Source organism: Pelagerythrobacter marinus, assembly GCF_034375205.1.
In the GTDB taxonomy this organism is placed as follows: domain Bacteria; phylum Pseudomonadota; class Alphaproteobacteria; order Sphingomonadales; family Sphingomonadaceae; genus Pelagerythrobacter; species Pelagerythrobacter marinus.
On record NZ_CP139719.1, the window covers coordinates 540,533 to 565,294 of the forward strand.

The window sequence follows — 24,762 nt, forward strand, 5'->3', positions numbered from 1 at the left end:
CGGTTTCAACTCGCATGGGCAGGCGCTCAGCCGACGATCGCGGCCATTCCCCATACGCAGGCGACGATCAGGAAGATCCCGGCAATATCCAGCAGCACGCCGGCGCCGACCATGCGGGTGATGCGGATGTGCCCGGTGGACCAGGCGATCGCGTTGGGGCCGGTGCCCGCGGGCAGCATGAAGCCCCAACTGGCCGCCAGCGCGGCGGGCATGGCCAGCAGGACCGGATCGGCCCCCAGCGCGACCACGAGGCTGGCGACGACCGGGACGATCGCGCTCGCGGTCGCGACATTGCTGGCGAACTCGGTCACCAGCACGACCAGCGCGACGATGGCCAGCGCGATCGCCACCAGCGGCAGCGCCTCCAGCGGCAGCAGCGCCTGGCCCAGCCAGTCGGCCAGGCCCGATGCCTGCATCCCGGCGGCCAGCGCCAGCCCGCCGCCGAACATCATGATGACGCCCCAGGGCGCGCGGTCGGCTTCCTTCCACAGCAGCATCGGCCGCCCGGTCCCGTCGGGCAGGACGAACAGCGCCAGCGCGGCGATGATCGCGATGGTCCCGTCGGTCCACGATCCCGGCGGCAGCAGCGGCGCGACCAGCAGCTGCGTCAGCCAGGCGAGGAAAGTGATCGCGATGACCGGGACCAGCCGCCTTTCCGCCGCGGTCCAGAGCGCGCGGTCGTCGATCGCGGCGCGCGCGGCGGCGATGTCGAACGGGTGATCGGCGACTTTCTGCACCCGGCCGACGATCCACGCGGCCAGCGGCACGCCCAGCAGGACGACCGGCACGCCGTAGAGCATCCATTGCGCGAAGGTGATCCGCGTCCCCGTCATCGTGTCGACCAGCGCGACCGCGATCCCGTTGGTCGGCGATCCGACGATCGTGCCCAGTCCGCCGATGCTGGCGGCGAAGGCGATCCCCATCGGCAGCGCGCCGGCCAGCCCCTCGCGGTCTTCGCCCGGAAGGCCCCCGCCGGCGAGCACGGCCAGCGCCATCGGCATCATGATCAGCGCGGTCGAGGTGTTCGATATCAGCATCGAGAGCAGGGCGGCGCTGACCATGAAGGCCAGCAGCAGGCGCCCCGCGCCGCCGCGGCCGCTGCCGCCCACGCTTTTCAGGATCGCGAGGCTCAGCCGCCGGTGCAGGCCGGTGCGTTCGATCGCCAGCGCGATGAAGGCCCCGCCCAGCAGGAGGAACAGGATCGGCTCGTAATAGGCGCTGGCCGCTTCCTTTGCGGTCATGATCCCGGCCAGCGGCAGGACGACGAAGGGCATCAGCGCGGTCGCGGTCAGCGGGATCGCCTCGGTCATCCACCAGGCCGCCATCAGCACGACCAGCCCGGCGACGATCATCGCCTCGCGCGGCATTCCGCCGGGCAGGGGCGCGAACACGCTCCCCGCCAGGGCCGCGGCACCCACGGCCAGCCCGATACGCCCTGCGCTCAAAACCCCCAGCTCCCGTTCCTCGTGGCCCCTTGCCGGGGCGCCATCCCGTTGCCGGCAGAGTGCAGGGCGCGCGGCGCGGGCGCAACCGCAATCTGGCACCGCGACCGGTCGTCGCGTTCCGGCAAGGGGCGACCTTGCCCGAGCAGGCGGGGCAGGAGGGCAGGCGGTCGGGGAATGGCAGGTGCGCGTTCAGGCAATGCTAAACCCCCGCCTGCTATGCCCGGCGGCATGATCCGCACGATTGCCATTGCCGCAACGCTCGCCATCCTGCCGCTGGCCGCGCTCGTTCCCACCCCCGCCGGGGCCCAGTTCGCCGAACTGGTGCGCCAGCGGGCGGAAGGCTGGGAAATCGGCCCCTTCTACAAGGGGCGCAGCCGGTCGCCGGGAATGCCCGCGCGCGCGGTGCAGGCGGGGGACACGGCCTATTTCGACTTTCCCTGGCCCGATGCGCGCGCCGGCCATGTCCATTACGTCACGCGGCCGACCGGCCCGCTGACCGGGGCGCGGGAAATCGTCCTGCGTTACCGGATCGATGGGGAGCGCGGCGTGCGCTTCCACCCGCAGGAGCATCCGGAACGCAAGGCGACGCTGTCGCTCTATTTCCAGCGCCGTGGCGACAACTGGAAGGCGCGCGGCCGCTATGCCACCTATCGCTGGTATGCGCCGGAGGGGATGATGGGGCCGGTGACGCCGGGCACGCACGAAGTGCGCGTGCCGCTCGATGCGAACTGGGTCGCCGTGCTCGGGGCCACGAGCCACACCGCGCCCGGGGCCTTTGCCGATGCGCTCGACAACGCGGCGCGGGTCGGCTTCGTCTTCGGTTCGCGCGGCGGCCGCGGGCACGGCGTCTATGCGACCGCGCCCGCGCGCTTCACGATTCTCGATTTCCGGATCGAATAGAAGGCATCCTCCCGCGCCGCCCCGGCCCGGCCGGGAGCGGCGGCGGCGCGCCTATTTCGGTGCCAGCACCATCAGCATCTGGCGCCCTTCGAGGCGGGGGAAAGCCTCGACCTTGGCGATTTCCTCCACGTCTTCCTGGACGCGGCGGAGCAGGTTCATGCCGAGCTGCTGGTGCGCCATCTCGCGCCCGCGGAAACGCAGGGTGACCTTCACCTTGTCGCCGTTCTCGATGAACTTGTTCACGTTGCGCATCTTCACATCGTAATCGTGGTCATCGATGTTGGGACGCATCTTTATCTCTTTGATATCCTGCGTCTTTTGCGTCTTGCGCGCGGCATTCGCCTTCTTCTGCGCCTCGTACCGGTACTTGCCCACGTCGAGGAACTTGCACACCGGCGGGTCGGCGTTGGGCGAAACCTCGACAAGGTTCAGGCCGACGTCGGCGGCCTGCTCGATCGCTTCGCGGGTGTACATCACGCCGAGGTTTTCGCCCTCGTGATCGATCACGCGAACCTTGTCGGACTGGATCATCTTGTCAAAGCGCGGGCCGCTCTTCACGGGCGGTTGGAATGAGCGCCGGGGTGGACGGGCTATGGGGCAGTCTCCTGGTGTTTGCCGTTGTCGAAGCGCCCCATGTAAGCCGAAACGCCGGGATTCGCTAGGGGCCTTGGCGCGAGGCGCGGCTAGGCCGCCTGGCGCCACAGCGGGAAGCGCGCCAGCCGCCCGCGCAGCGGCAGGACGGCGTCGATCCGCCGGGCCGGCTGCATCGCCGCGCGGATCGCCGGATCGGCCGCGTTCATGCCCCCGGTCAGCGCGCCGAATGCGGGCAGGATCATCCGCCCGCCGCCGCCTTCGCCCCCTTCGGACAGGACCGCGCAGGGGCGGCGGATGTGCCGTTCGCGCACGGTGACCTGCAGGCGCGGGTGATAGTGGCCCGACAGCTCGGCCCGCGTCTCGCCCGCGCGGGCCTGGTGGCGCAGGACGATCCCGGCGATTTCCAGCTCCTGCGCGATCGTGCCGCCGCTGCGCGCTTCCATCGCCGGGTCGTGGTTGCCGGTGATCCAGACCCAGTCGGTCGCGCGGGTCAGCGCGGCGAGCATTCCCGCCGCGTGATCTTCCAGCCGGGTGCTGCCCTGGCTGTCGTGGAAATTGTCGCCCAGGGTATAGACGCGCCGGGCACCGGTCTCGCGGATCGCCAGCGCGACGCGTTCCAGCGTCTCGCGGCTGTCGTAAGGCGGCAGCATCTGCCCGTGCCGGGCGTAGAAGCTCGCCTTTTCAAGGTGCAGGTCGGCCACCAGCAGCGCCCGCTCGCGCGGCCAGTAGAGCGCGTTGGCGCGCGTGAGGGCAAATTCCTCGCCTGCGAACGAAAGGGGAACCATGGTCCGCTCTTGCCCCACGCCGCCGCGCTTGGCAAGGGTCGGGGCGATGACCGACTGGACGCCCCACACCGCCCGCGCGAAGGACTGGTTCGAGGACCTGCGGAATCGCATCTGCGCCGAGTTCGAGGCGATCGAGCGCGAGGCCGGGTCGCAGGCCGCGTTCGAATACGTTCCCTGGCAGCGGCAGGAGGAGGGGAACGACAACCCCGGCGGCGGCGTGCGCGGGGTGATGAAAGGCAAGGTGTTCGAGAAAGTCGGCGTGAACGTCTCCACCGTCCACGGCACTTTCGCGCCCGAGTTCGCGCGCACGATCCACGGGGCGGAGGAAAACCCCGCCTTCACCGCGACCGGGATCAGCCTGGTCGCGCACATGGCCAACCCGCATGTCCCGGCCGTGCACATGAACACCCGGTTCCTGACCACGGCCAAGGCCTGGTTCGGCGGCGGGGCGGACCTGAACCCCCCGCTTCCGCGGGCGGAAGACACGGAGGAATTCCACGCCGCGCTGCGCGCCGCCTGCGCCGCGCACAACCCGACCTATTACGAACAGTTCAGCAAGTGGGCCGACGATTACTTCTTCATCCCCCACCGCGGGGTGCATCGCGGGGTCGGCGGGATTTTCTACGACCACCTCGAATGTTCGGCGCAGGACGGCGAGGAGGGCGGCGAGGCCGCGGCCTGGGAACGCCATTTCGCCTTCACCCGCGATGTCGGCAGCGCCTTCCTCCACGTGTTCCCGCGGATCGTGCGCCGGCGCATGGACGAGCCTTTTACCGAGGCGGACCGCCAGGCCCAGCTCGAATGGCGCGGCCGCTATGCCGAATTCAACCTCGTCTACGACCGCGGCACGCTGTTCGGCCTCAAGACCGGCGGCAATATCGACGCGATCCTGATGAGCCTGCCGCCGCAGGCCGTCTGGCGCTGAGCCCGCGGCGGGGCGATCCGGCGCCGCGCGATCCGCGATTGTGCCCGCCCGGCCCCGGGCCTATGATCGGGGCATGAGCGGATCGATCGCGCCGGACCTTTCCCGCGGCATCCCCCGGGTGCCCGCGCGCGCTGCGATCCTCCTCCTGCCCTTCGCGGTCGTCCTCGCCGGGCGAGTCTTCAGCCATGGCGAGTGGGCGGCGGCCAACCCCCTGCCTTACGCCGCGCTGTTCCTGTGGCTCTGCTGCGAGGCGATCGGCTTCACGCTGATCCTTCGCGCGCCCCGCTGCCGGCCCGGGGCGGGTTTCGTCCTGACCGCGGCGGCCCTGGCCTGCGTGATCGTGCCGCTCGTATCGGCCGGGCCGGTTCGCAGCGCCCTGCTCGATGTCGCGGCCCTGCGCGCGGCGATGGCGCTGACGGTGCTGGCGTTCTGCGGCTGGAAGGCGGCCCTTGCGCTTTCCGCCTACCGCGCGGCGGCGGGCACTGCGGCGCAGCGCCTGGGCGCCGCCGCCGGGGCGATCCTTCCGCCCGGGCTGCTCCGGGTGGTGCGGCGCGAGGCCGAGATGCTGGGGATCGCGCTGTTCGCCTGGAACCGCGCGCCGCACTGCCCCGACAACGCCCAGGGTTTCGCCTGCCACGGCTATGCCGTCCCGGTGATCGCGGCCCTGGCCGTTCTCCAGGTGCTGGAGATCGCGGTCGTCCATTTCGTCGTGATGCAGCTCAACACCCTGGCCGCCTGGATCCTGTTCGCGCTCGGGGCCTGGGGGCTGCTGTTTGTCGTGGCCTTCCTCAAGAGCCTGCGGCTGCGGCCGGTCCTGCTGCTCGGTTCCGGCGTTCTCGTGCGGTCGGGCTTCGTGGTCGAGATCTTCGTGCCTTACGAGGCGATCGCTCGCGTCGAGGGCGGCTGGACGGGCTGCAAGCCGGAAGGGAAGGGCGTTCTCGACCTGTCGATCCTCTCCACCCCGAACGCGGTCCTGCACCTCGCGCGGCCCCTTGCGCGCGAAACGATGTTTGGCCCGCCGCGTCGCGTGACCACGATCGGCCTGCGGCTGGACGAACCTTCCCCCTTCCTCGCGGCCTTGCGCGCGCGAACCGGCTGAGCGCCGGGCGGCTTGCCGTGGCCGATGGAAATGGACTAACCCCGCCGCCATCGTTTCCATCCCCCCAGGCCGGAGTTTCCCCCATGCGTTTCGCGCTGCCCCTGCTGCTTGCCACCGTGTCCACCGCCGCCTGCACCCCGACGCTGGAGGCGCAGGCCCCCGCCGCCGCGCAGGCTGAGCGGCTGGTGGCGCCGATCCTGACCACGCCCGACGCGGTGGACAGCGCCACGTTCGCCCGGCCGCAGGTCGCGCGGGTCACGCACGTCGATCTCGACCTGGCACTCGATTTCGAGCGCAAGCGCGTCGCCGGCACCGCCACGCTGGACGTGCTCGCGCGCGCGGATGCCGGGGAAATCGTGCTCGACAGCAATGGCCTGGTGATCGACCGGGTCACCGACGGGCAGGGCCGGGCGCTGGCCTTCGAGGTCGGCGACCGGGTCGAGGGGAAAGGGGAGCCGGTCACCGTCTCGCTTCGCACCGACGAGGGGCAGGCGCGGCAGGTCGTGATCCACTACGCCGCCAATCCGCAGGCGAACGCGCTGCAGTGGCTCGCGCCCGAACAGACCGCGGGGGGCGAGCATCCGTTCCTGTTCAGCCAGGGGCAGGCGATCCTCAACCGCAGCTGGATCCCGACCCAGGACAGCCCCGGCATCCGCCAGACCTGGCGCGCGCGGATCACCGCGCCCGAACCGCTCGACGTGGTCATGTCGGGCGTCGCGCAGGGCGAGCCCGAGGCGCTCGGTAACGGGCGCCGCGCCTTCACCTTCGTGATGGACAAGCCGGTCCCGCCCTACCTGATCGCGATCGCCGCGGGCGACATCGATTTCCGCGCGATCGGCCCGCGCACCGGCGTCTGGGCGGAGCCCGAGGTGCTCGACCGCGCGCACCACGAGGTCGCCGATACCGAGGACATGGTGGAAGCGGCGGAGGAGCTTTACGGCCCTTACCGCTGGGGCCGCTACGACATGATCGTCCTGCCCCCGGCCTTCCCCTATGGCGGGATGGAAAATCCGGTCATGACGTTCCTGACCCCGACCTTCATCGCCGGCGACCGCAGCCTGACCGGGCTGGTCGCGCACGAGCTGGCCCATTCGTGGTCGGGCAACCTGGTGACCAATGCCGTCTGGGGCGACGGCTGGCTGAACGAAGGCGTCACGTCGTATTTCGAGAACCGGATCGTCGAGGCGATCTACGGCGAGAAGCGCGCCCGGCAGGAGGTCGCGCTCGATTACATGGCGATCCTCGATACGCTGGAGGAGGTCGGGCGCGACGCGCCCGGCACCGCGCTGCACCACCCGGAAGGGACCGACAGCGCGGGCAGCGCGATCGTCTACAACAAGGGCGCGGCCTTCCTGCGCACGCTGGAGCGCGAGGTGGGGCGCGAACGCTTCGACGCCTGGCTGCGCCAGTGGTTCGACAACCACGCCTTCCAGCCGGCGACCTCGAACATGATCTACGAGGACATGCGCACCAACCTCGCGCGCAATGCGGCGGAGGCGGAGCGGCTGATGCTGCGCGAATGGATCTTCGAACCCGGCCTGCCCGCGAACGTGGCGAAGCCCGACCCGGCGGCCTTCGCCGCGGTCGATGCCGCGTCGGCTGCCTATGCGGGGCAAGCGACGATCCCCGCGGCCGCGACCTGGCGCGGCTGGACTTCGGCCGAGCGCCAGCGGTTCCTGCGCCAGGTGCCACGCGAACGCACGGCGCAGCAGCTCGCCGCGCTCGACCGGCAGCTCGGCCTCGCCGCGACCGGCAACAACGAGGAACTGTTCCTGTGGCTCGATCTCGCGCTCGCCAATCGCTACGCGCCCGCCGTGCCGCAGGCGGAAAGCTTCCTCGCCGAAGTCGGCCGGGCCAAGTTCGTCCGCCCGCTGTTCGTCACTCTGATGGGCGAAGGCGACTGGGGCCAGGCGATCGCCCGGCGCATCTACGCCGAAACCCGCCCCGGCTACCACGCCGTGACGCGCGGCAGCGTGGACCGGGTGCTCGGCTGGGAGGAGTGATCGCCGCCCCGCCGGGCGCGCGGGCCGCGCTCAGCGGCCGCCGCCGGGGGAGATCGGGCGCGTCATCCACCGGGCCTGCGGGCCGTAGCTCGCCAGTTTGGCGCGCAGCGCGCCGGTCGGCTCCGGCTGGGTAAAGCCCATCCGCTGCCAGTAGCGGTGCGCCCCCTCGACCGCGACCAGCTGCGCCTCGCGCAGGCCCGCGTCCGCCGCGGCGGCAAGCGCGCGTTCGACCATCCGGGTGCCGAGGCGCAGCCCGCGGCCGGCCGGGTCCACCGCGAGATCGTGGATGAACAGCACTTCGCGCAGGGCCCCGCCATCCGCCGGCGCGCCGCCCGCCAGCGCGCCGATCGGCGGCGGCGAACCCGCGCGCCAGCGATAGGCGAGGAGGTAGCCGGCCAGCCGGCCCGCGATCCGCGCGGCGAGGCAGAACCCGCCCGGCAGCGCGATCCGGTCGCGAAAGACCGCCTCGCTCTCGACCAGCGCGGGCGGGTAGATCCGCGCCTGGATCGCCAGCGCCTCGGCCACGTCCGCGCCGCCCATCGGGGCCAGGACGGGCCGGTCGCCGCTGCCTCCCCCGCTGCCGTCGTCCATCCTGTCGTCGTGCGCCATGCTCATGCCGCGCTTGTGCCGCGGCCGCCGCGGCCCGGCAAGCGCGCGGCGCTTCGCCCGGCCCGCGCGAGCGTATGTGGCACGTCAATCTTGACATTTCAAACCATATCGGTTATCTAGCCCGTCGCCCGGTGGACCTCAGCGCCGGGCGAACGAGGATCGGGGCCCGGCGTCTTGTCGACGGCGCGCAGGCCTCTATTCCGCCGGGCGGGCCGGCCTTTGCCTTCCCGTCACGGCGGCGCGGCCGGTGCGGCTGGCGTGCGACGCAAATCGGCTGCGGGTGCGTACCTGCACAGGAGCCGGAAGCTCGCTCCCTTCCGCCGGAAGCCGGGACAGGGATGATGGCGGTGCGCGTCCTGCCCACCCATGCCGGCCTGCATCGAAGCGGGCCGGCCCCGGGGGCAGCCTGCATCGCCCGCTGGCGTGGCCGATCAGCCACGGGGCGAGGGCGGACTTCTGGCGAGTCCTGGCCGCTCTTGCCCGCCCGCCCGGGACCGCAGGATCGAACCGGGCCTCCGGCCGTGGCGGCGGGGAGGCAAGCGGGCCGGGCCGGCGCACCTCACGCCGGCTTGCGCGCCCGTCGGTCGCTCGCGAAGACAATACCGCCAACCGCCCGCCCCGCGCGTACACGCCCCTGGCGTGTCGCACCGGCCGCGCGATCCGAGTGCCAGGCGTGATCGATCCGGGTTCGCCGCCGGAGGACGGGGTGTGGCCGCGCTCCCGCGCTTCGCCCGCCGACCGGCCAAGCAGGTTCCCGGATCAGGCGATCCACAACCTCAGCACCCAGGCGACCGCGCCCAGCACGGCGACGCTGGCGATCCAGATCGCCGCGAGCCAGGCCAGCCGCTGCCACAGCGGCCGCCGCTCCGCCTCGCGCCCCGGGTCATCCATCAATGATATCCCTCGTGCCCGACCTTGCCGCGGAAGACCCAGTAGGCCCAGCCGGTATAGGCCAGGATCAGCGGCAGGGTGATCGCCACGCCCACCAGCATGAAGGCCTGGCTGCTGTCGGGCGCGGCGGCGTCCCAGATCGTGATCTGGTCGGGCACGATATAGGGATACATCGACAGGCCGAGCCCCGCCATGCCGAGCAGGAACAATCCCAGGCTGAGCCAGAAGGGCGCGACTTCCCACCCCTTCGCCAGCCCGCGGAACAGCAGGAAGGCGATGATCGCGGTCAGCAGCGGGACATTGGCCGCGAACAGCACGCTGGGCATCGAGAACCAGCGGTCGAAATACTGCGCGTCGAGGAAGACGGTATAGAGGCTGACCGCGGCGAGCATGGCAAGGGTCGCGATCGCGGCGCGAAAGGCCATGCGCCGGGCATGGTCCTGCGCCGGGCCTTCCAGCTTCCATACCAGCCAGGTGCTGCCGAGCAGGGCATAGCCGGCCACCGTGCCCAGCCCGGTCAGCAGGGTATAGGGCGTCAGCCAGTTCCACCAGCTCCCGGCATAATTGCGCCCGTCGATCTCGATCCCCTGGAGCAGCGCGCCGAGGATCATCCCCTGCGTCATCGCGGCGAGCAGCGAGCCGCCGGTGAAGGCAAGGTCCCAGAACGCGCGGTGCGCCGGGTCGCGCCAGCGGAACTCGAACGCGACGCCCCGGAAGACCAGGCCCAGCAGCATGGCGATGATCAGCGGGTACGTCGCCGGCAGGACGACCGCATAGGCGAGCGGGAAGGCGGCGAACAGGCCGCCGCCGCCCAGGACCAGCCAGGTCTCGTTCCCGTCCCACACCGGCGCGATCGAGTTCATCGCGCTGTCGCGTTCCTCCCCGACCGCGAAGCCGGGGAAGAGCACGCCGATGCCGAGGTCGAACCCGTCCATCACGACATAGGCGAAGACGGCGAAGGCGATAATGAAGGCCCAGATCAGCGGCAGGTCCATCACTCGGCCTCCTTCCGGTTGCGCGGCAGGCTGTCGGGATCGCCCGGGTTCTGCGTCGGCCCGGGGGTAATGCCGGCGGTGCGGATCGGCCCGCGCTCGCCGATCTTGACCCCGCGTTCGCCCGGGTGCGGCGATTTCGCCATCAGTTTCAGGATGTACCAGGTCCCCGCGCCGAAGACCGCGAAATAGACGACGACGAAAGCGACCAGCGACGTCGCCACCGCCGGCGCGTCGAGCGGGCTGGCGCTGTCGGCGGTGCGCAGCAGGCCGTAGACGGTCCAGGGTTGGCGCCCGACCTCCGTCGTGATCCACCCGGCGAGCACCGCGACGAAGCCCGAAGGCGCCATCGCCAGCGCGCCGCGGTGGAGCCAGCGCCAGTCGTAGAGCCTGCCCCGCCAGCGCGCGATCAGGCTCCACAGCCCGATGCCCAGCATGGCGAAGCCGATCCCGACCATGACCCGGAACGACCAGAACACGATCCCCACCGGGGGCCGGTCTTCCTCGGGAATCGTGTCGAGCCCGGCGAGCGGCGCGTCGAGGTCGTGCTTGAGGATCAGCGAGGATGCCTTGGGTATCTCGATCGCGTAGCGGACCGTTTCCGCCTCGCTGTCGGGAATGCCGAACAGGATCAGCGGCGCGCCCTCGGGGTGGCTCCGGTAATGCCCCTCCATCGCCATGACCTTGGCCGGCTGGTGCTCCAGCGTGTTCAGCCCGTGCATGTCGCCGGCAAAGATCTGCACCGGCGCGACCAGCGCGGCCATCCACATCGCCATCGAGAACATCGTCCGGGCATGGGCGTTGGTGCGGTCCTTCAGCAGGTGCCAGGCGCCGACCCCGCCCACGGCAAACGCGGTGGTGAGGTAGGCGGCGATCACCGTGTGCACCAGGCGATAGGGGAAGCTGGGGTTGAACACGATGTCCCACCAGCTCTCGCCCGGCAGGAACTGCCCGTTGTCGCCCATCACGAAGCCGGTCGGGGTGTGCATCCACGAATTGACGCTGAGGATCCAGAAGGCGGAGATGAACGTGCCCAGCGCGACCATGCAGGTCGCGGCGAAGTGCAGCTTGCGCCCCACTTTCTCCATCCCGAACAGCATGACGCCGAGGAACCCGGCCTCGAGGAAGAATGCGGTCAGCACCTCGTAGGCCATCAGCGGCCCGATCACCGGCCCGGCCTTGTCGGAAAAGACCGCCCAGTTGGTGCCGAACTGGTAGGACATGACGATGCCCGAGACGACGCCCATCGCGAAGGCGACCGCGAAGATCTTCACCCAGTATTTGAACAGGTCGTGGTATCGCTGCTCGCCGGTCTTCAGCCACAGCCCTTCCAGCACCGCGAGATAGCTCGCGAGCCCGATCGAGAAGGCCGGGAAAATGAAGTGGAAACTCACCGTGAAGGCGAACTGGATCCTCGCGAGGAGGATGGCGTCGAGTTCCTGCAACATCGCGGCTGGAAGACATAGCGAAGATAGCCGGCGGCGTATATCGCGCTTCCGGGAAACAACGGTTGCGCGCGGTGCAACTTTGCAGAAGGCGACGTTCAGCCGGTGACCACCCGCTCTCGGAACCAGTCCGCCAATTCTTCCTCGGCGAGTTCGCCTGCTGCAAGTGCGAGAAATGCGACTACGAGTTCCGCATCGGTCGCATTGAGCGCATACCCATTCAGAGCGAGAAAGGTTTCGCTTACGACCGCTGCCGTTCTCTTGTCCCCGTCGACGAACGGATGGTTGCGCGCAATTCCATAGGCATAGGCTGCCGCTAGAGCTGCGATATCGGGTTGGCCGTAAGTAGCGAGGTTTCGCGGCCGAGCCATTGCGCTTTCGAGCAACTGAAGGTCGCGCACTCCTTCACCGCCGCCGTGCTCTGCAAGTTGCTCAGCGTGTGCAGCCTGCGCGACAGCCATCGCAACCCACGTCGGTTGACCTGCCATCAGCCTATTTTGCGAGTTCGCGAAGCGCGCGCTTGCGCCGCATCATCACTTCGCGCGCAGTTGCCATTTGCGTTTCGAAATCGTCGTCTGGCCGGCTCAGTTCAATGCCGCGAGGCGTGGTCACAACCGCAACATCGGCACCGATTTCCGCCTCGAGATGCGCGAGCACCTCCTTCGGCAGGATGATTCCGGCGGAATTGCCGATGCGGGTGATCTTGAGCGTCGCGTTCATACCGGTGTTATAACGCCTGTCGCCCGGAATCGCAATCCACTGCGCTCACACGAAAACACTTGCGGCGACCCGCGTAATCCTCACATCGTTGGCGCGATGCTGCGCCAGTACGAACTTGTGGAACGGGTCAAGGAATACGACCCCGACGCCGACGAGGCGCTGCTCAACCGCGCCTATGTCTATACCGTGCAGAAACACGGGACGCAGAAACGCGCCAGCGGCGATCCCTATTTCAGCCACCCGGTCGAAGTCGCCGGGCTGATGACCGACCTGCAGCTCGACCAGGAAACGATCGTCACCGCGCTGCTGCACGACACGGTCGAGGACACGCTGGCGACGATCGACGATATCGAGGCGAACTTCGGCCAGGAAGTCGCGCGGCTGGTCGACGGGGTGACCAAGCTTTCGAAGATCGAGGCCATGCCCGAGAACGAGCGCGCGGCGGAAAACCTGCGCAAGTTCCTGCTGGCGATGAGCGAGGACATCCGCGTCCTGCTGGTCAAGCTGGGCGACCGGCTGCACAACATGCGCACGCTCCATTTCATCAAGAGCCCTGAAAAACGCCGCCGCATCGCGCGCGAGACGATGGATATCTACGCCCCGCTGGCGGAGCGGGTCGGGATGTACGAATACATGCGCGAGATGCAGCTGCTGGCGTTCGAGCAGCTCGAGCCGGAGGCCTATCGCACGATCACCGGCCGGCTCGAACAGATCCGCCGGGAGGGCGGGGGGCAGGTCGATGCGATCGCGCTGACGATCAAGCAGGCGCTGGCCGAAGCCGGGCTGCAGGTCGAGGTTTCGGGCCGCGAGAAGCACCCCTATTCGATCTGGCGCAAGATGGCGGAGCGGCACCTGCCGTTCGAACAGGTCAGCGACATCATGGCCTTCCGCGTGATCTGCGAGAGCGAGGCCGATTGCTACGCCGCGATGGGCGTGCTGCACACGACGTGGCAGTTCATCCCGGGCAAGTTCAAGGACTATATCTCCACCCCCAAGACCAACGGTTACCGTTCGATCCACACCTCGCTGATCTATGAAAACTCGATGCGGGTCGAAGTGCAGATCCGCACCCGCGCGATGCACCGCACCAACGAGTTCGGCCTGGCCGCGCACTGGGCCTACAAGCAGGGCGACCGCCCCGACGGGCAGGTGGGCTGGCTGCGCGACCTGATCGAGATCGTCGATGCCAGCCACGATGCGGAGGAGCTGCTCGAACACACGCGCATGGCGATCTACCAGGATCGCATCTTCGCCTTCACGCCCAAGGGCGCGCTGTTCCAGCTGCCGATCGGCGCGACCGCGGTCGATTTTGCCTTCGCGGTCCACACCGACCTCGGCGCGCAGACGGTCGGCGCGAAGATCAACGGCCGCCACATGCCGCTGCGCACGCAGCTGGAAAACGGCGACGTGGTGGAAATCATCAAGGGCAAGAACGCCGAACCGCAGCTTTCCTGGCTCGGCTTCGTCGTCACCGGCAAGGCGCGCGCCGCGGTCCGTCGCGCGGTGCGGCTGAAGGAACGCGCCGAAGTGGCGGAAATCGGCAGCAAGCTGTTCGACGAGATCGCCGCCCGCGTCCCGGCCAAGATCGGCAAGAAGGCGATCCGCGACGCGGTCGCCCGGCTGGAGCTGGAGGACGAGGAAGACCTGATGTACGCGATCGGTTCGGCCAAGCTCGACGATCGCGAGGTGATGGAAGCCCTCGTGCCCGGCTGCACCGCCGAAATGGCAGAGGATGCCGGCTGGCCGAAGCGCGAGCGCGCGATCTCGATCCGCGGGCTGACCCCGGGGGTCGGCTTCCACCTCGCCACCTGCTGCCACCCGATCCCGGGCGACCGCATCGTCGGCCTGCGCAAGCCGGGGGAGGGGGTGGAAGTCCACGCGATCGACTGTTTCGAACTGGCGAGCGGGATCGATGCCGACTGGCTCGACCTGTCGTGGGGCCGGCGCTCCGCCGGGGCGGTCGGCCGGCTCAGGGTCATCCTCTACGACCGGCCGGGCACCCTGGCCGACATGGCGGCGATCTTCGCGCAGAACCTCGCCAATGTCGTCGCGCTCGACCAGGTGCAGCGCGACACGCCGTTCCAGTCCTACGAGCTGGACCTGGAGGTGCAGGACCTCGCCCACCTGACCCGCATCCTCAGCGCCCTGCGCGCCAGCGACGCCGTGGCCCAGGCGGAGCGGATCTAGAAAGAGGCGTTTTCGGCAAGGCTGAAGCGGCGCCGGCCCGCACCCCCACCCGGCACCCCCACCCGGCAGCCCCACCCGGCAGCCAACGGCAGGGTATACCCTGGGTGGCCGGTGCGGGCCGGCGCTTCAGCCGTCTTCCGCCACCCGCCGGACCGGCACCGGAATGTTGCAGACGTCGGCGCCGCCGGCGGGGACGATGAAGAACGGGTCGCGCCGGTTGGCCCGGGCCTCGGCATAGCGGGCGAACGTTTCGCTCTCGCTCGCCAGGTATTCGAAGCGCGGTCGCTCGGCTTCGGGCAGGTCGCTCGCGACGCGGATCGAGCGGATCGGGACGTGCTGCGCCGGGTCTTCGTAGAAGCCCAGCGGCCCGGTCCCGCGCGGCAGGCTGGAAAGGTGCTCGATTCCCTCGACCACCCGCCCGACCAGCGCGATATTGCGGTCGAGATGGCGCGGCGCATGGCCGATCACGGTGTAAAGCTCGGCGCCCGAGCCGGTATCGGGCGAGTACCCGCGTCCGACACCGACCATGCCGTAACAGTGGACGGGCCAGAACCAGGATTCCTCGACAACCTGGTACAGTCCGAGCTTCCTCGCTTCGTGGCGTGCAAGCATGGGATCGGGGACTTCGTTATCCTCGTGGTCGAACCATTGCACGACCGAGCGATTCGCCAGCGGCCAACCATGCCAGATTTCGGTCCACTGCGCGTAGCTGTCCCGCTGGTGCCAGCCCTCGGGCGCCCGGGGCGTCGACGTCGTTTCGATGGAGATCATCGCGATCTTTTCCTGGGGGGACCCCGGGCCATCGGGCGAAACGCTCATGGCCGCAAGAGATGCGTCGACGGCTGCGGCTCGTTCCGCCTCCATCGCACCACGCCTGTCCAGAGCCTGTGTCAACTCTTGGAATACCTGATCGGCCTCGTCCTGTTCCTCGTCCGGCTCTTCGCCCGTCAGGTCGGTGAACGCCGTCGGAGTATAGGCGGGGGGTGGGAAATCCGCGACCAACCCGTCGACCTCGAACTCCTGGGCCCCCATCACCCGCAGCCCGTCCGGCAGCGGCTTCGCCTTGGCTTCGTCCTCCGCATGGGGATCGCCCCACTGGACGACGTAGTTGTCCTGCACCCGGGTGACGGCGATCCCGTCGTACCAGCCGGCGCGGGCGAGGGTGCGGATATTCTCCACCCAGCCTTGCGAGAACGGCGGCGGCATGAGCTGGATCACGACCTTGCGCTCTGCCCCGTCCGCCCCGGGGGCGAGCGTCATCACCAGCAGGTCTTCGGGCGCGATCGCGATCCATTCGGCAGGGTCGGCCGCGGCGACGATCCCGCCCGGGCCGGGCGGCGGCTCTGCCCCGTTCTGCGCGGCATCCTGCGCGGCGACGGGAAGGGCGAGTGCGAGCGCGGCGGCGCCCAGCGCGATGGCGGCGGTCTTCATCGGGGGAGCTTGCCAGCGGCGGCGGCCAAGCAAAAGCCCCTTTCCACGCGTTTTCGGGGGCGGAAAGGGGCTTCTGCGGCGGCGTTCGCCGGGAATGCCGATCCGCGCAGCGCCGCCGTCGCCGATTCCCTTACCACGATTCTCCGCCGCGCGCATGGCCCGCGGCCGCGCCCGGCAACCTCTCGTCGCAAGCCGGAGGCGCCATGCCTTGCCTTGCCCCCTTTCGCCCGCTAGGTGCCCGCCTCTGCCCGTCGGGCATGCGGAGCGGTGGCCGAGTGGTCGAAGGCGCACGCCTGGAAAGTGTGTATACGGTAACCCCGTATCGTGGGTTCGAATCCCACCCGCTCCGCCACCTACATTTAACCTATTGTAATAGCTTGATAATATCGCGTGCCATTGCCCGATAATGCCGGCTTTTCGGGTCACTCTCGTCACCGAGAGAGCCGGGCATGCCCAGCGCTTTCCGCGCTTTTCGGCGCCTTTTCTCAGCGGCGCCTTTGCGTGGTACGGGATTGGTTATGCGGGGAGGGAGCAAACGCAGGCGGATCGCCGAGCTTAATGGCGGGACGAAAAGCCGAGCTTTTGCCGCTGTTCGCTCCAGGCGATCGAGATCGCATCGGCCTGGGTCAGGCGCTTGGTGTCGATGCCGGCGGGCGCCTTGCCCTCGACAATCCTGGTGATGATCGTCGGATCAAGGAAAGCAAGCCGGATGACCCTAGTCATGTAGGATGAGGTAACGCCTTCGGATTGAGCAAGGTCGGTGATGGTGAGATTCGGTTGTTCGAGAAGACGGTTCCACCAGCGATACGCCTTGGCGATGGCGCCGATCAGCCGGGCGTCCGGCTCCCGGCTAGTCGCTGCCTCGCCAGTCTCGAGGATCATCCGCATGCCCCGTCCTGACCGCTTCAGAGTCGCTGGCGTGGTAATGAGGAGCGCAGACGATTGCGTATCGATCGTCATCCCGAGATGACGGCTGAGGCCCATGGGGTCCAACCTAATACGCACTTCGGAAAGCGTGATTTCGATACGATCGACAATGTCTCCGACCAGCGTCTGGACCAAGCCACCCCGACCGTTGCGCAGCAGTGTGGCCAGCTCCCGCGCCTTTTCGACCAGCCTCGAAACATCCCGGCTAACCGGTGATGATGGCGACAAGCCATCCAATGCGATTGGATCACTGACGGCACGCCATAGCTGTTCGATCACCAGGGTCTCGATCTCGCGGGCAGGTAGACGCACGCCGCCGGTCTTCCGGGCATCGCCGTTGTGCTGGAGCGATCGGCTGACATAGTAGCGATAGCGGACCTTGCCCTTGTTGGCGTGGACTGCGATCAGCGGTTCATCACGGTCATCGAACAGCTTGCCGGCGAGGATGCTGGGATGCCGAACGCGGGGACTCGATCGTGTTCCCCGGCCGTTCTCCTTCAACTGCTTCTGAACCGCATCCCACACCTCCTGTTCGATGATAGCCGGATGCAGGCCGGCATAGGTAGTCTTCCCGTGCCGGATGCGGCCGATATAGATTGGGTTGCCGAGGATGGCATAGAGTTCACCCCGGCTGAACGGGCCGCCGCCGTAAGGGCGGCCAGCCTTGGTTGTCCGCCTCGGCTTGACGATGCCATCGACCTCCAGCCGATCCTGCAGCAGCCGGACGTTGCCGAAGTCGAGATAGGTCCGGAAGATCGAACGGATGATCCCGGCATGATCTTCGGCGATGGCGAGGCTGCGCCCATCCGGACGATATCCGAGCGGCGGTGTGCCGCCCATCCACATACCCCGCTGCTTCGAGGCGGCGAGTTTGTCGCGGATGCGCTCGGCGGTCACCTCGCGCTCGAACTGGGCGAAGGATAGCAGCATGTTGAGCGTGAGGCGTCCCATGCTGGTGGTTGTGTTGAACGACTGGGTGACTGACACGAAGCTCGTGCCTGCCTTGTCGAAGGCCTCGACCAGCTTCGCGAAATCGAGCAGCGAGCGCGTCAGCCGGTCAACCTTGTAGACCACGACAATGTCGATCCGTCCGGCAGCAATGTCGGTGAGGAGCCGCTGGAGCGCCGGCCGCTCCAGCGTGCCACCCGAGATACCGCCATCATCGTAACGCGCGTTGATGAGCGTCCAGCCCTCGCTCGCCTGACTGGCGATGTAAGCGGAGCAGGCGGCGAACTGCGCGTCGAGCGAGTTGAAGTCCTGCTCCAGACCCTCCTCGCTCGACTTGCGCGTGTAGATCGCACAGCGCACCGGCTTCATGACGCGGCGCCTCGCTTGCCCCGGAAGCCGAAGAAAGCGGGGCCGGACCAGTTGGTGCCGGTGATGGCGCGGGCCACTTGGCTGAGGCTGCGCCATTCCCGATCGTTCCAGCGGATGACGCCGTCCTCCCCCATTGTGACGATGTGGGTTGTTCCCTGCCAGACCCGCGCCAGCCGCATGCCGGGCAGGATGGATGGCAACGGCCGACCGGTGCTAGCGGTCTCGCGCAGGCGTCGCCGGGTTGCGTTTGGCAGCCCACCTAATGCTTTTTCTTGGGCTGCATGAGCCAGCGCCAGCCGAAGCAGACCGGCGCTGACCCTGGGTGGCGTGGTGCGAAGCTGCCTCCGCCACGCGTCACGCAACTGCTCGAGATTCATCGCCTCAAACTCCTCCAGCCGCGCGTCGAGAACCCCCGGCTTCGTCATCAACCGACGATCCGCCACGTGCGGACCCCGCCCGCCTTCTCGCTGGCGATGGTGTGCCCCTTCTTCCGCAGGCCGCTGAGCGTGGCGCGCACTGTGTGCGGCAGCCAGCCGGTAGCACCGGTCAGGTTGTCAAGCGTTGCTCCGCCCTCCCGGGATAGCAGATCCATGAGCAGCGCCACCTTGGTTCCGGCCCGCGCCGAGGGGGAGGCCGGTTCGGCAGGAGGCTCGGTATTGCCATCCTTGATGTCGGTTGCACTGTCGGCCGACTCTGGCATTGCTACCTCATCTGCCCAGATCGCTGCCCGGCCCGCGTCGGTGATGACGATGTGATCGTTCGATTTCATTGCCAACTTCCGGCGAACCAATGCGGCGATCGCCGTCTTCACGCGATCCGGATCGGTGGTGACGCTCTCCGGCGCGGGCAGCAGATTACCATCTTCCCGGTTGCTGGCGGTCGAGAGCAGAATGAGCTGCAGGTCGTTGAGCTTGATGGTCATGGTGGGTGTCTCCTGTGCGGGAGGCGGCACCGCGTCGCTCCCACCACCCACGGCCCCGCCGGTCGACCCGTCGGGGCGGCGGCCGTCCAGCCGGCCGCGATTCATGATGACAGCAATGCTTCGTTCGACCGCGAAGTCGAATGGAATTGCGTACATGCTGGGAAAGCTGCGTCTGGACTTCGTCAATGGCCCAGGGCTTCGTTGGCGCATGTCCGAAGACACCGAAACACGCCACGCGGTTATCCGTCGATTGTTCTATCTCATCACCGTCGCCGCCGAGGACGCGGCGGTATTGGCGGTCGAAGGACAGTCGAGAAGCTTGTCACCGGACCACGCGAAAGCCGCTGCGGTAACTCTTCGGGAGCTGGGCACGAGGATACAGATTCTCTCGTCGGCAATCCCTGAATTGATTGAGGATGTCGGAAATGGAGATGAGACGGCTTAGCCACCGCAGTCTTTGGAGCGCAAAACGAAAAAAGCTGCCGTTCCAATCCAACGATATCATCCTCAGCAACGTGCCACAATGTCGACCATCAGATGCGGAAAAGGGCGCTCGCGAAAGCAGATGTTCGCGCCAACTGGGATGTCACGAGGTCCTACCACATAAGCACGTTTCCCTTGGAACGGTCGGATCGCTGTCAGCGCAGCAGATCGGGCAGGTCGTAGAGGAGCCTCAACGCGTCGGACCAGCCGACGTCGGAGAACAGGCGTAGGATTTCGACAAGCGCGGCACGGCGATTGTCGTCCTCGAAGATCGAGCGATGATCGGCGATATAGCGAGTCACCATCCGCACGATGACTGGAGCCGCCAGGCTTTCGTGATGATAGCCTTCGCGCGCCGCCGACCCGGTCAACAACGCATGCAGCGCGTCAAATACACCGGCGGGATCACCCGGGATCAAGAATTCATAGAGTTCGACAAGGTGGTGGTGCGTCGACGGCTCATGCGATGCCTCCAAAAGTGCCAACATTGGGCGATAGTCGTCGAGGAACTGCCGCATCGTTTCCGCCGACATCAGACCCACCGCGGCTTCGCGATTGTCGGTATGCGCACCCGAGCCGAAATAGAGCTGGTTCATCAGATGCCCGATGATCGACTCTGCGGCTCGATAGGTCGCAACGGCAGTATCGCGCGCGTCGTCCTCGACCTGACCCTGCGTCACGGCGGCATGGCTGGCGGCCGCTGCAGCCGAACAGGCCTCTAATATGATCATGGCTGCCTGCTGCGACCGATCGGACAGACCCACATCGCGTTTCTCGTCACTCGCATAGCGGGTAAAGAACGCGCCGCGCAGCATCGACAGGAACGAGGTGAAATATTCGCGATGCGCGCTCGGATCGGCGGCCCAAGCGGTCAGCCAATCAAGCGCGGCCGTCTCTTCCTGCCAACACCAGAGTTGCGCGGTCACGCCGCCGAGCTGCTCGGCGACCTTGTCGCGCCCCGGCTTGTCGTCGCGCTCGATCGTCTCGCGACGGGCGCGAACGATCTCGATGATCGACTTGCACTTCTCGACATCGTGCCAGGTGAAGCGCGGAATGACGTAGTGCAGGAAAGAACTCAGAACGCCGGTGTGCGGCTCGTCGCGGGCAATACGCTCGGCCAGCTCCCACATCTTCGGAAGTGCGATACGGCTCAACACTTGTAGGCTCTGCGCGGCCTGCAAACGGACCTGCGGCACGGGGTCGGCGAGGATCGCGTCGAACATCTCGACGATCTCGCCATGGGCTTCGCCAAAGCGATCGGCGAGCGAGACATAGGCGTCGGCCGCATAGACGCGGACTTCCCAATTGCCCCAGCTCAGGCTCGAATTCTCGTCGCCACTCTCCTTGGTCTCCGGAAAGCGGCTCGCCCACAAACGGCGGAGCACGGCGAGTAGCTGCTCCATCGACGGCATGCCGTCGACGCCCGGCGCGTAGGCCGCCGCGCCCGCGATGCGCTCGACCGCATTGCTGATATGCCCCCAAACCGGTTGCTCGACCTTGGCGTCCAGAGCAGCGGCATTGGCATCCCAGAATGCGAGCGTCTCGACAGCCGCAGCCCACAGCTCTGCGAACGCGGCACCTTCACTGGCGGACGGGGTCGCCTGCACCTTCTCGTAAAGCGCCTCGGATAGGGCTAGCATCTGCGCGTCGATCCCCTCGTCGACGTCGACGCCTTCGCCCGCGAGCAGGCTGCGCGTGATACCGCGCGAGGATCCCCAGCTTACCGTCATCGACCGGGTCGGCGGATTACCGGCGAGGTCTCCAGCCGCGTCCAGTTCATCGCGGAAGGCGCGCATTGCCTCGGTGGCAATCGCTTCCGCATCGACCAGCGACAGCCAGCGGCTCAGCGTGCGCCGCCACCAGCGTTGCTCGTCCTCGTCGCTGAAAAGATCAGATCGCAGCGCTTGCGCTTCGAACGCCGCACGCTCATCTAGAGTGCGCGAGCGATAGACCGCCGCCAAGAACCGCACCGCTTCGCGGACGATGTCTTCGTGCGCCAGGATCGTGACGTTGCTGGCGAACGGCCAAAGCAGGTCGCCGACCTCATCCACGCGCTCGGCGCCAACGCCCAAGATCCGCGTCCATATGGCCGGTCCCGCATAATCGCTCGCGGCCGCCTCGACCGTCGTGGCGAACGCCTCGGGCGCGCAGCCCCGCAGGTGTGCGACCAGGTGCGCCAGAACGTCGTCGTCTTGGGTGCCGTGACGGCCCTCAGGGTCGTCCCACGCGTCAAACGTATAGTCGCGGCCCAAAAGATCGAATGGCGCGCGGTCTTCGATCGCCACCCGTTCGCGATCATCGCCGAGCGGCATCGCACGGTCGGTGTCGCCGAGCGCCGCTTCGACGATTGCACGCGTGCCGAGCGACACCGACAGTTCCAGCAGCCGGGTTACGCGCCGGCCGAGATCATAGCGACAGCTCTGATAATCCTGCCGGCGGTTCGACGAGAGCGGCATGATGCGGCTCACCTGCCCGCCGAAGTGGGAGGTACTGTCGTCGGTTATGTTGGACGAATAGAGCATGCGGTATATTTCGATCGCGAAGTCGGGATCGGTCCGAGCGATTGGAATGATCTGTTCGGAGAGCCAGCGGGCTTCGCGATCGGCATTGGCCGAGAAATGCGGTTCGCGCAGAATTCGGTCGAGCAACGCGCGCGATGCGGGGGGATCGGAGGCGAAGCTTTTCCCGACAAAACGGATCGCACTGGTCGAAGTCTGCTGCATCGGCGGATCGGCCGCCCAGGCAAAGGCGAGCAGCGCCCGCGACGCGCGCCCGAACACCTCAAGCAACTCGGTTTCGGCGAGGTCGGCCTTTTCGAACAGCGTATGGAGCAGGAAGCGCGTCGCATCAGACAGATCGCGCGATCCGGTGGCGATTGCCGCATCGGCGATGTGTGCCCAAGCGATCGCCTCGCTTGCCACCACGCTACCGGCCAAGTCGACCGCAAGCCCGACAAACCGGGCGAGCCTGGACAGCATCGTCGCCAGCGCTTCGTCGGTCGGGCGCTCCGCAATCAAGGCTACCAGCCCCGCAATATCGGCGGCCGTCGCGACGCGATCGATCGCTGTCCGCAGGGCGACGTTGGCGAGCACCGGATCGACTGCAGGATCGGCATAGATGTCGGCGACGAGCCGCCAGACCTGCGCTTTGCCATCGGCATCCTGGCGCCACAGCCGCTCGATCGCAAAGCGCAGGGCCGGCGCAAGCATCAGCGCGATCGAGCTGTCGCCGCCGAGCTGTCCGATCAGACGAGCTGGATCGTCCCATTCGAGGAAGAAGCGGCCGGCGACATGGTCGAACAGGACATGGTGGGCGAAGCTGACAAGGTCGCCGGTATCGGTGAGCACGCCGGTCTGGATCACGGCGTCGAGCTGATCGTGCCCGACGACGACCTTGCGCACGGCGAGCCGGCGCCGGCTGACCATCGTGCCGACCGTCGCCGCCGCGGCCGCATGCAGGGTGGTGCCGGCAAGCCGGCGATCTTCATAGGCATCGATCAGGTCGGACTGCGTGGCGACGGTGCGGATACTGTCGGGGCTAGCGCCATCGGCGAGCAATTGCGCGGCGAGCGAAAGGTTGAAGACATTGCGGAGCAGATCGCGCAGCTTGACGGGCGCGGCGCCAAGCAGGCTCCCGAGATCGGCGGCGGCGCCACCGGCCGCATCGAGATCCTCGTCCGCGAGGCGCGGCACCTGAAAGTGCCGAACATTGCCCAGACCGGGTTCGGCAAAGGCCGGATCGGGCGGCGATCCCGGCATGGCGTCACGAAACCGGCGCCCATTGCGCAGGTCGAACGTGCGGATCGACGCAATGACGGCCCAGTCCGTGCCCGAGGCGCGAAGGGTTTCGATCAACTGCGCGAACACGCCTTCGGCGGGTCCGCCGCGCGCGGCGTCGAGGGCATCGATAATGAGGAGCTTGGCGCCCGAACCGGGAGCCGCGTCCAGCACCTCGACCAGTGGATGCTCCAGTCCCAGCTCGGACTGAAGATCGGCGGCGATGGCGACACCCGGAAAGCGATCGACCGACAGAAACACGACCGTATCGCCGGCCGCACGGCGCGCCTGCGCCAGCGCGACCAGCGCCCCGGTCTTGCCAGCACCAGGTTCGCCGATAACGATGAGCGCGCCGGAGTCGACTGCCGCGCTGAGCGGACCATCACTCGCCCGCGCGATCGGGATGCCGCCGGCAATCGGCAGGCGGGTGTGACCGGCGAGCCGCGCAAGCTCATCGTCGGTTGCCGCCGACAAGCGGCCAAGATCGGCCGTATAGTCCGCCGCGCCGACGTCATTATGGCCCAGCCGACGAAGCTCGCGCAGCAATCCGGCCCGGTCCGCGGGCGCGCCGCTGCCGATCATGCCGCGGATGATGGACTTGAGATCGCGCAGCGGCGCGTCGCCGGCGGCTTCCGACCCGTAGAGCCGGCCGCCAATGAGCCGCGATGCTTCGCGCCAATTGTTTTCGCCCTCGTTCATCGAGAAGCGCACGACGCGGAACAGGCGCGCCATCATCGCCAGATCGTCGTCGGTCGGCGGCGTCGCGGAAAGCATCGCCCACGCGCGCCGAGCATGGGTTTCGAACAGGTCGAGTGCGTCGCGCTCGGCCAACGACCGCCCGGCCTTGGTCGTGGTCCAGGTTCCGCCGAGGTCGAACGCGCGGCACCCGCGTTCGAGCGCGTCGAGCGACCGCGGTGCGTCGGCAGCCACCGCCAGTACCGCACGCGCCTTGACCGGATCGATCGCGGTCCCGGCATCGCGGGCATCGATCATCAGCCGCGCTAGCTGGCTGATCGTCTTGCCCAGTGGACTCTTGGGGCTTTTCGCAAGACCCGCGCTAGTCTTACTCTGGAGGTCGATGCGGCTGGCGTCATCCTGATCCAGCCGGATGTCGTCGAGCCCGTCGCCGGTTTCGAGCTGGATTGTGGTCGGCAGCGGCACATTTGCGAGACCGAAGCGCCCGCCGACCGGCACGCGCGCGAGTAGATGCGCAGCGAGCCAAGTGCCGACCTCGGCTTGGAAGTCCATTCCGGCTTCGGTTGCCCGCCCACCCGCGCTCTTTTTAGGTGCGGGGGCCGCTTCGCTGGTCAA

Annotated in this window: 20 protein-coding genes and 1 tRNA gene; 7 read left to right on the forward strand and 14 right to left on the reverse strand. The window is 67.9% G+C overall.

Annotated elements, in window-relative coordinates:
- Positions 1-26: 26 nt before the first annotated feature.
- Positions 27-1,445: an SLC13 family permease gene (locus tag T8T98_RS02535; protein WP_251104166.1), complete on the reverse strand. Its 1,419-nt coding sequence runs from the start codon at positions 1,443-1,445 to the stop codon at positions 27-29.
- 228 nt (positions 1,446-1,673) lie between these two features.
- Here T8T98_RS02535 and T8T98_RS02540 point away from each other — a divergent pair, with 228 nt between their 5' ends.
- Positions 1,674-2,345 (forward strand): hypothetical protein, encoded by a 672-nt coding sequence (locus tag T8T98_RS02540; RefSeq protein ID WP_251104165.1) that lies wholly within the window; start codon positions 1,674-1,676, stop codon positions 2,343-2,345.
- Between the two features lie 51 nt (positions 2,346-2,396).
- Here T8T98_RS02540 and infC read toward each other — a convergent pair whose 3' ends face one another.
- A complete protein-coding gene (gene infC / locus T8T98_RS02545) occupies positions 2,397-2,876 on the reverse strand; it encodes a translation initiation factor IF-3 (RefSeq protein ID WP_202388900.1) in 480 nt (159 codons plus the stop codon).
- Positions 2,877-3,028: 152 nt separating this feature from the next.
- Positions 3,029-3,724 carry a ligase-associated DNA damage response endonuclease PdeM gene (pdeM, locus tag T8T98_RS02550; RefSeq protein ID WP_251104164.1) on the reverse strand — a complete coding sequence of 232 codons (696 nt, stop codon included), beginning with the start codon at positions 3,722-3,724 and terminating at the stop codon, positions 3,029-3,031.
- Positions 3,725-3,770: 46 nt separating this feature from the next.
- On the opposite strand from pdeM, the gene hemF reads away from it, so the two are divergent.
- The 3 genes from hemF to T8T98_RS02565 all read left to right on the forward strand — a co-directional run bounded on the left by hemF (position 3,771) and on the right by T8T98_RS02565 (position 7,751).
- Positions 3,771-4,649: an oxygen-dependent coproporphyrinogen oxidase gene (gene hemF / locus T8T98_RS02555; RefSeq protein WP_251104163.1), complete on the forward strand. Its 879-nt coding sequence runs from the start codon at positions 3,771-3,773 to the stop codon at positions 4,647-4,649.
- Between the two features lie 73 nt (positions 4,650-4,722).
- Positions 4,723-5,748 (forward strand): hypothetical protein, encoded by a 1,026-nt coding sequence (locus T8T98_RS02560; protein ID WP_251104162.1) that lies wholly within the window; start codon positions 4,723-4,725, stop codon positions 5,746-5,748.
- 83 nt (positions 5,749-5,831) lie between these two features.
- Positions 5,832-7,751 (forward strand): M1 family metallopeptidase, encoded by a 1,920-nt coding sequence (locus tag T8T98_RS02565; RefSeq protein WP_251104161.1) that lies wholly within the window; start codon positions 5,832-5,834, stop codon positions 7,749-7,751.
- 30 nt (positions 7,752-7,781) lie between these two features.
- On the opposite strand, the gene T8T98_RS02570 is transcribed toward T8T98_RS02565, so the two are convergent.
- The 6 genes from T8T98_RS02570 to T8T98_RS02595 form a co-directional block, all read right to left on the reverse strand.
- Complete coding sequence (locus T8T98_RS02570) at positions 7,782-8,366, reverse strand: GNAT family N-acetyltransferase (RefSeq protein ID WP_251104160.1); 585 nt, start codon at positions 8,364-8,366, stop codon at positions 7,782-7,784.
- 753 nt (positions 8,367-9,119) lie between these two features.
- A complete protein-coding gene (locus T8T98_RS02575; RefSeq protein WP_251104159.1) occupies positions 9,120-9,251 on the reverse strand; it encodes a DUF2474 domain-containing protein in 132 nt (43 codons plus the stop codon).
- Positions 9,251-10,246 (reverse strand): cytochrome d ubiquinol oxidase subunit II, encoded by a 996-nt coding sequence (gene cydB / locus T8T98_RS02580; RefSeq protein ID WP_251104158.1) that lies wholly within the window; start codon positions 10,244-10,246, stop codon positions 9,251-9,253. Before cydB ends, T8T98_RS02575 begins: the two co-directional genes overlap by 1 nt.
- Positions 10,246-11,691 carry a cytochrome ubiquinol oxidase subunit I gene (locus tag T8T98_RS02585; RefSeq protein WP_322295797.1) on the reverse strand — a complete coding sequence of 482 codons (1,446 nt, stop codon included), beginning with the start codon at positions 11,689-11,691 and terminating at the stop codon, positions 10,246-10,248. Before T8T98_RS02585 ends, cydB begins: the two co-directional genes overlap by 1 nt.
- A gap of 95 nt (positions 11,692-11,786) precedes the next feature.
- Complete coding sequence (locus T8T98_RS02590; RefSeq protein WP_407675065.1) at positions 11,787-12,149, reverse strand: type II toxin-antitoxin system death-on-curing family toxin; 363 nt, start codon at positions 12,147-12,149, stop codon at positions 11,787-11,789.
- 31 nt (positions 12,150-12,180) lie between these two features.
- Positions 12,181-12,408, reverse strand: a complete 228-nt coding sequence (locus T8T98_RS02595) for an AbrB/MazE/SpoVT family DNA-binding domain-containing protein (RefSeq protein WP_129522828.1) — start codon at positions 12,406-12,408, stop codon at positions 12,181-12,183.
- 96 nt (positions 12,409-12,504) lie between these two features.
- On the opposite strand from T8T98_RS02595, the gene T8T98_RS02600 reads away from it, so the two are divergent.
- Entirely contained in the window at positions 12,505-14,595 is a 2,091-nt protein-coding gene (locus T8T98_RS02600) for a RelA/SpoT family protein (protein ID WP_160732067.1), read from the forward strand.
- Positions 14,596-14,721: 126 nt separating this feature from the next.
- Here T8T98_RS02600 and T8T98_RS02605 read toward each other — a convergent pair whose 3' ends face one another.
- The gene (locus tag T8T98_RS02605) at positions 14,722-16,026 is read right to left on the reverse strand and encodes a peptidylprolyl isomerase (protein ID WP_251104156.1); all 1,305 of its coding nucleotides are present in this window, start codon (positions 16,024-16,026) and stop codon (positions 14,722-14,724) included.
- 261 nt (positions 16,027-16,287) lie between these two features.
- On the opposite strand from T8T98_RS02605, the gene T8T98_RS02610 reads away from it, so the two are divergent.
- A tRNA-Ser gene (locus T8T98_RS02610) sits at positions 16,288-16,378 on the forward strand.
- A gap of 203 nt (positions 16,379-16,581) precedes the next feature.
- On the opposite strand, the gene T8T98_RS02615 is transcribed toward T8T98_RS02610, so the two are convergent.
- Genes T8T98_RS02615 through T8T98_RS02625 form a run of 3 tightly spaced genes read right to left on the reverse strand, consistent with a single transcriptional unit; the run spans position 16,582 to position 19,348 of the window.
- Positions 16,582-18,270 carry a recombinase family protein gene (locus tag T8T98_RS02615; protein ID WP_251104155.1) on the reverse strand — a complete coding sequence of 563 codons (1,689 nt, stop codon included), beginning with the start codon at positions 18,268-18,270 and terminating at the stop codon, positions 16,582-16,584.
- The gene (locus T8T98_RS02620) at positions 18,267-18,695 is read right to left on the reverse strand and encodes a DUF2924 domain-containing protein (RefSeq protein ID WP_251104154.1); all 429 of its coding nucleotides are present in this window, start codon (positions 18,693-18,695) and stop codon (positions 18,267-18,269) included. The genes T8T98_RS02615 and T8T98_RS02620 overlap by 4 nt, the downstream gene beginning before the upstream one ends.
- Positions 18,695-19,348, reverse strand: coding sequence for a DUF3489 domain-containing protein (locus T8T98_RS02625; protein ID WP_251104153.1), 654 nt, complete (start codon positions 19,346-19,348; stop codon positions 18,695-18,697). The genes T8T98_RS02620 and T8T98_RS02625 overlap by 1 nt, the downstream gene beginning before the upstream one ends.
- On the opposite strand from T8T98_RS02625, the gene T8T98_RS02630 reads away from it, so the two are divergent.
- Positions 19,347-19,637 (forward strand): hypothetical protein, encoded by a 291-nt coding sequence (locus T8T98_RS02630; protein ID WP_251104152.1) that lies wholly within the window; start codon positions 19,347-19,349, stop codon positions 19,635-19,637. The two genes, T8T98_RS02625 and T8T98_RS02630, sit on opposite strands and share 2 nt — an antisense overlap.
- A 193-nt stretch (positions 19,638-19,830) precedes the next feature.
- On the opposite strand, the gene T8T98_RS02635 is transcribed toward T8T98_RS02630, so the two are convergent.
- Positions 19,831-24,762, reverse strand: coding sequence for a hypothetical protein (locus T8T98_RS02635; RefSeq protein ID WP_322295798.1), 4,932 nt, complete (start codon positions 24,760-24,762; stop codon positions 19,831-19,833).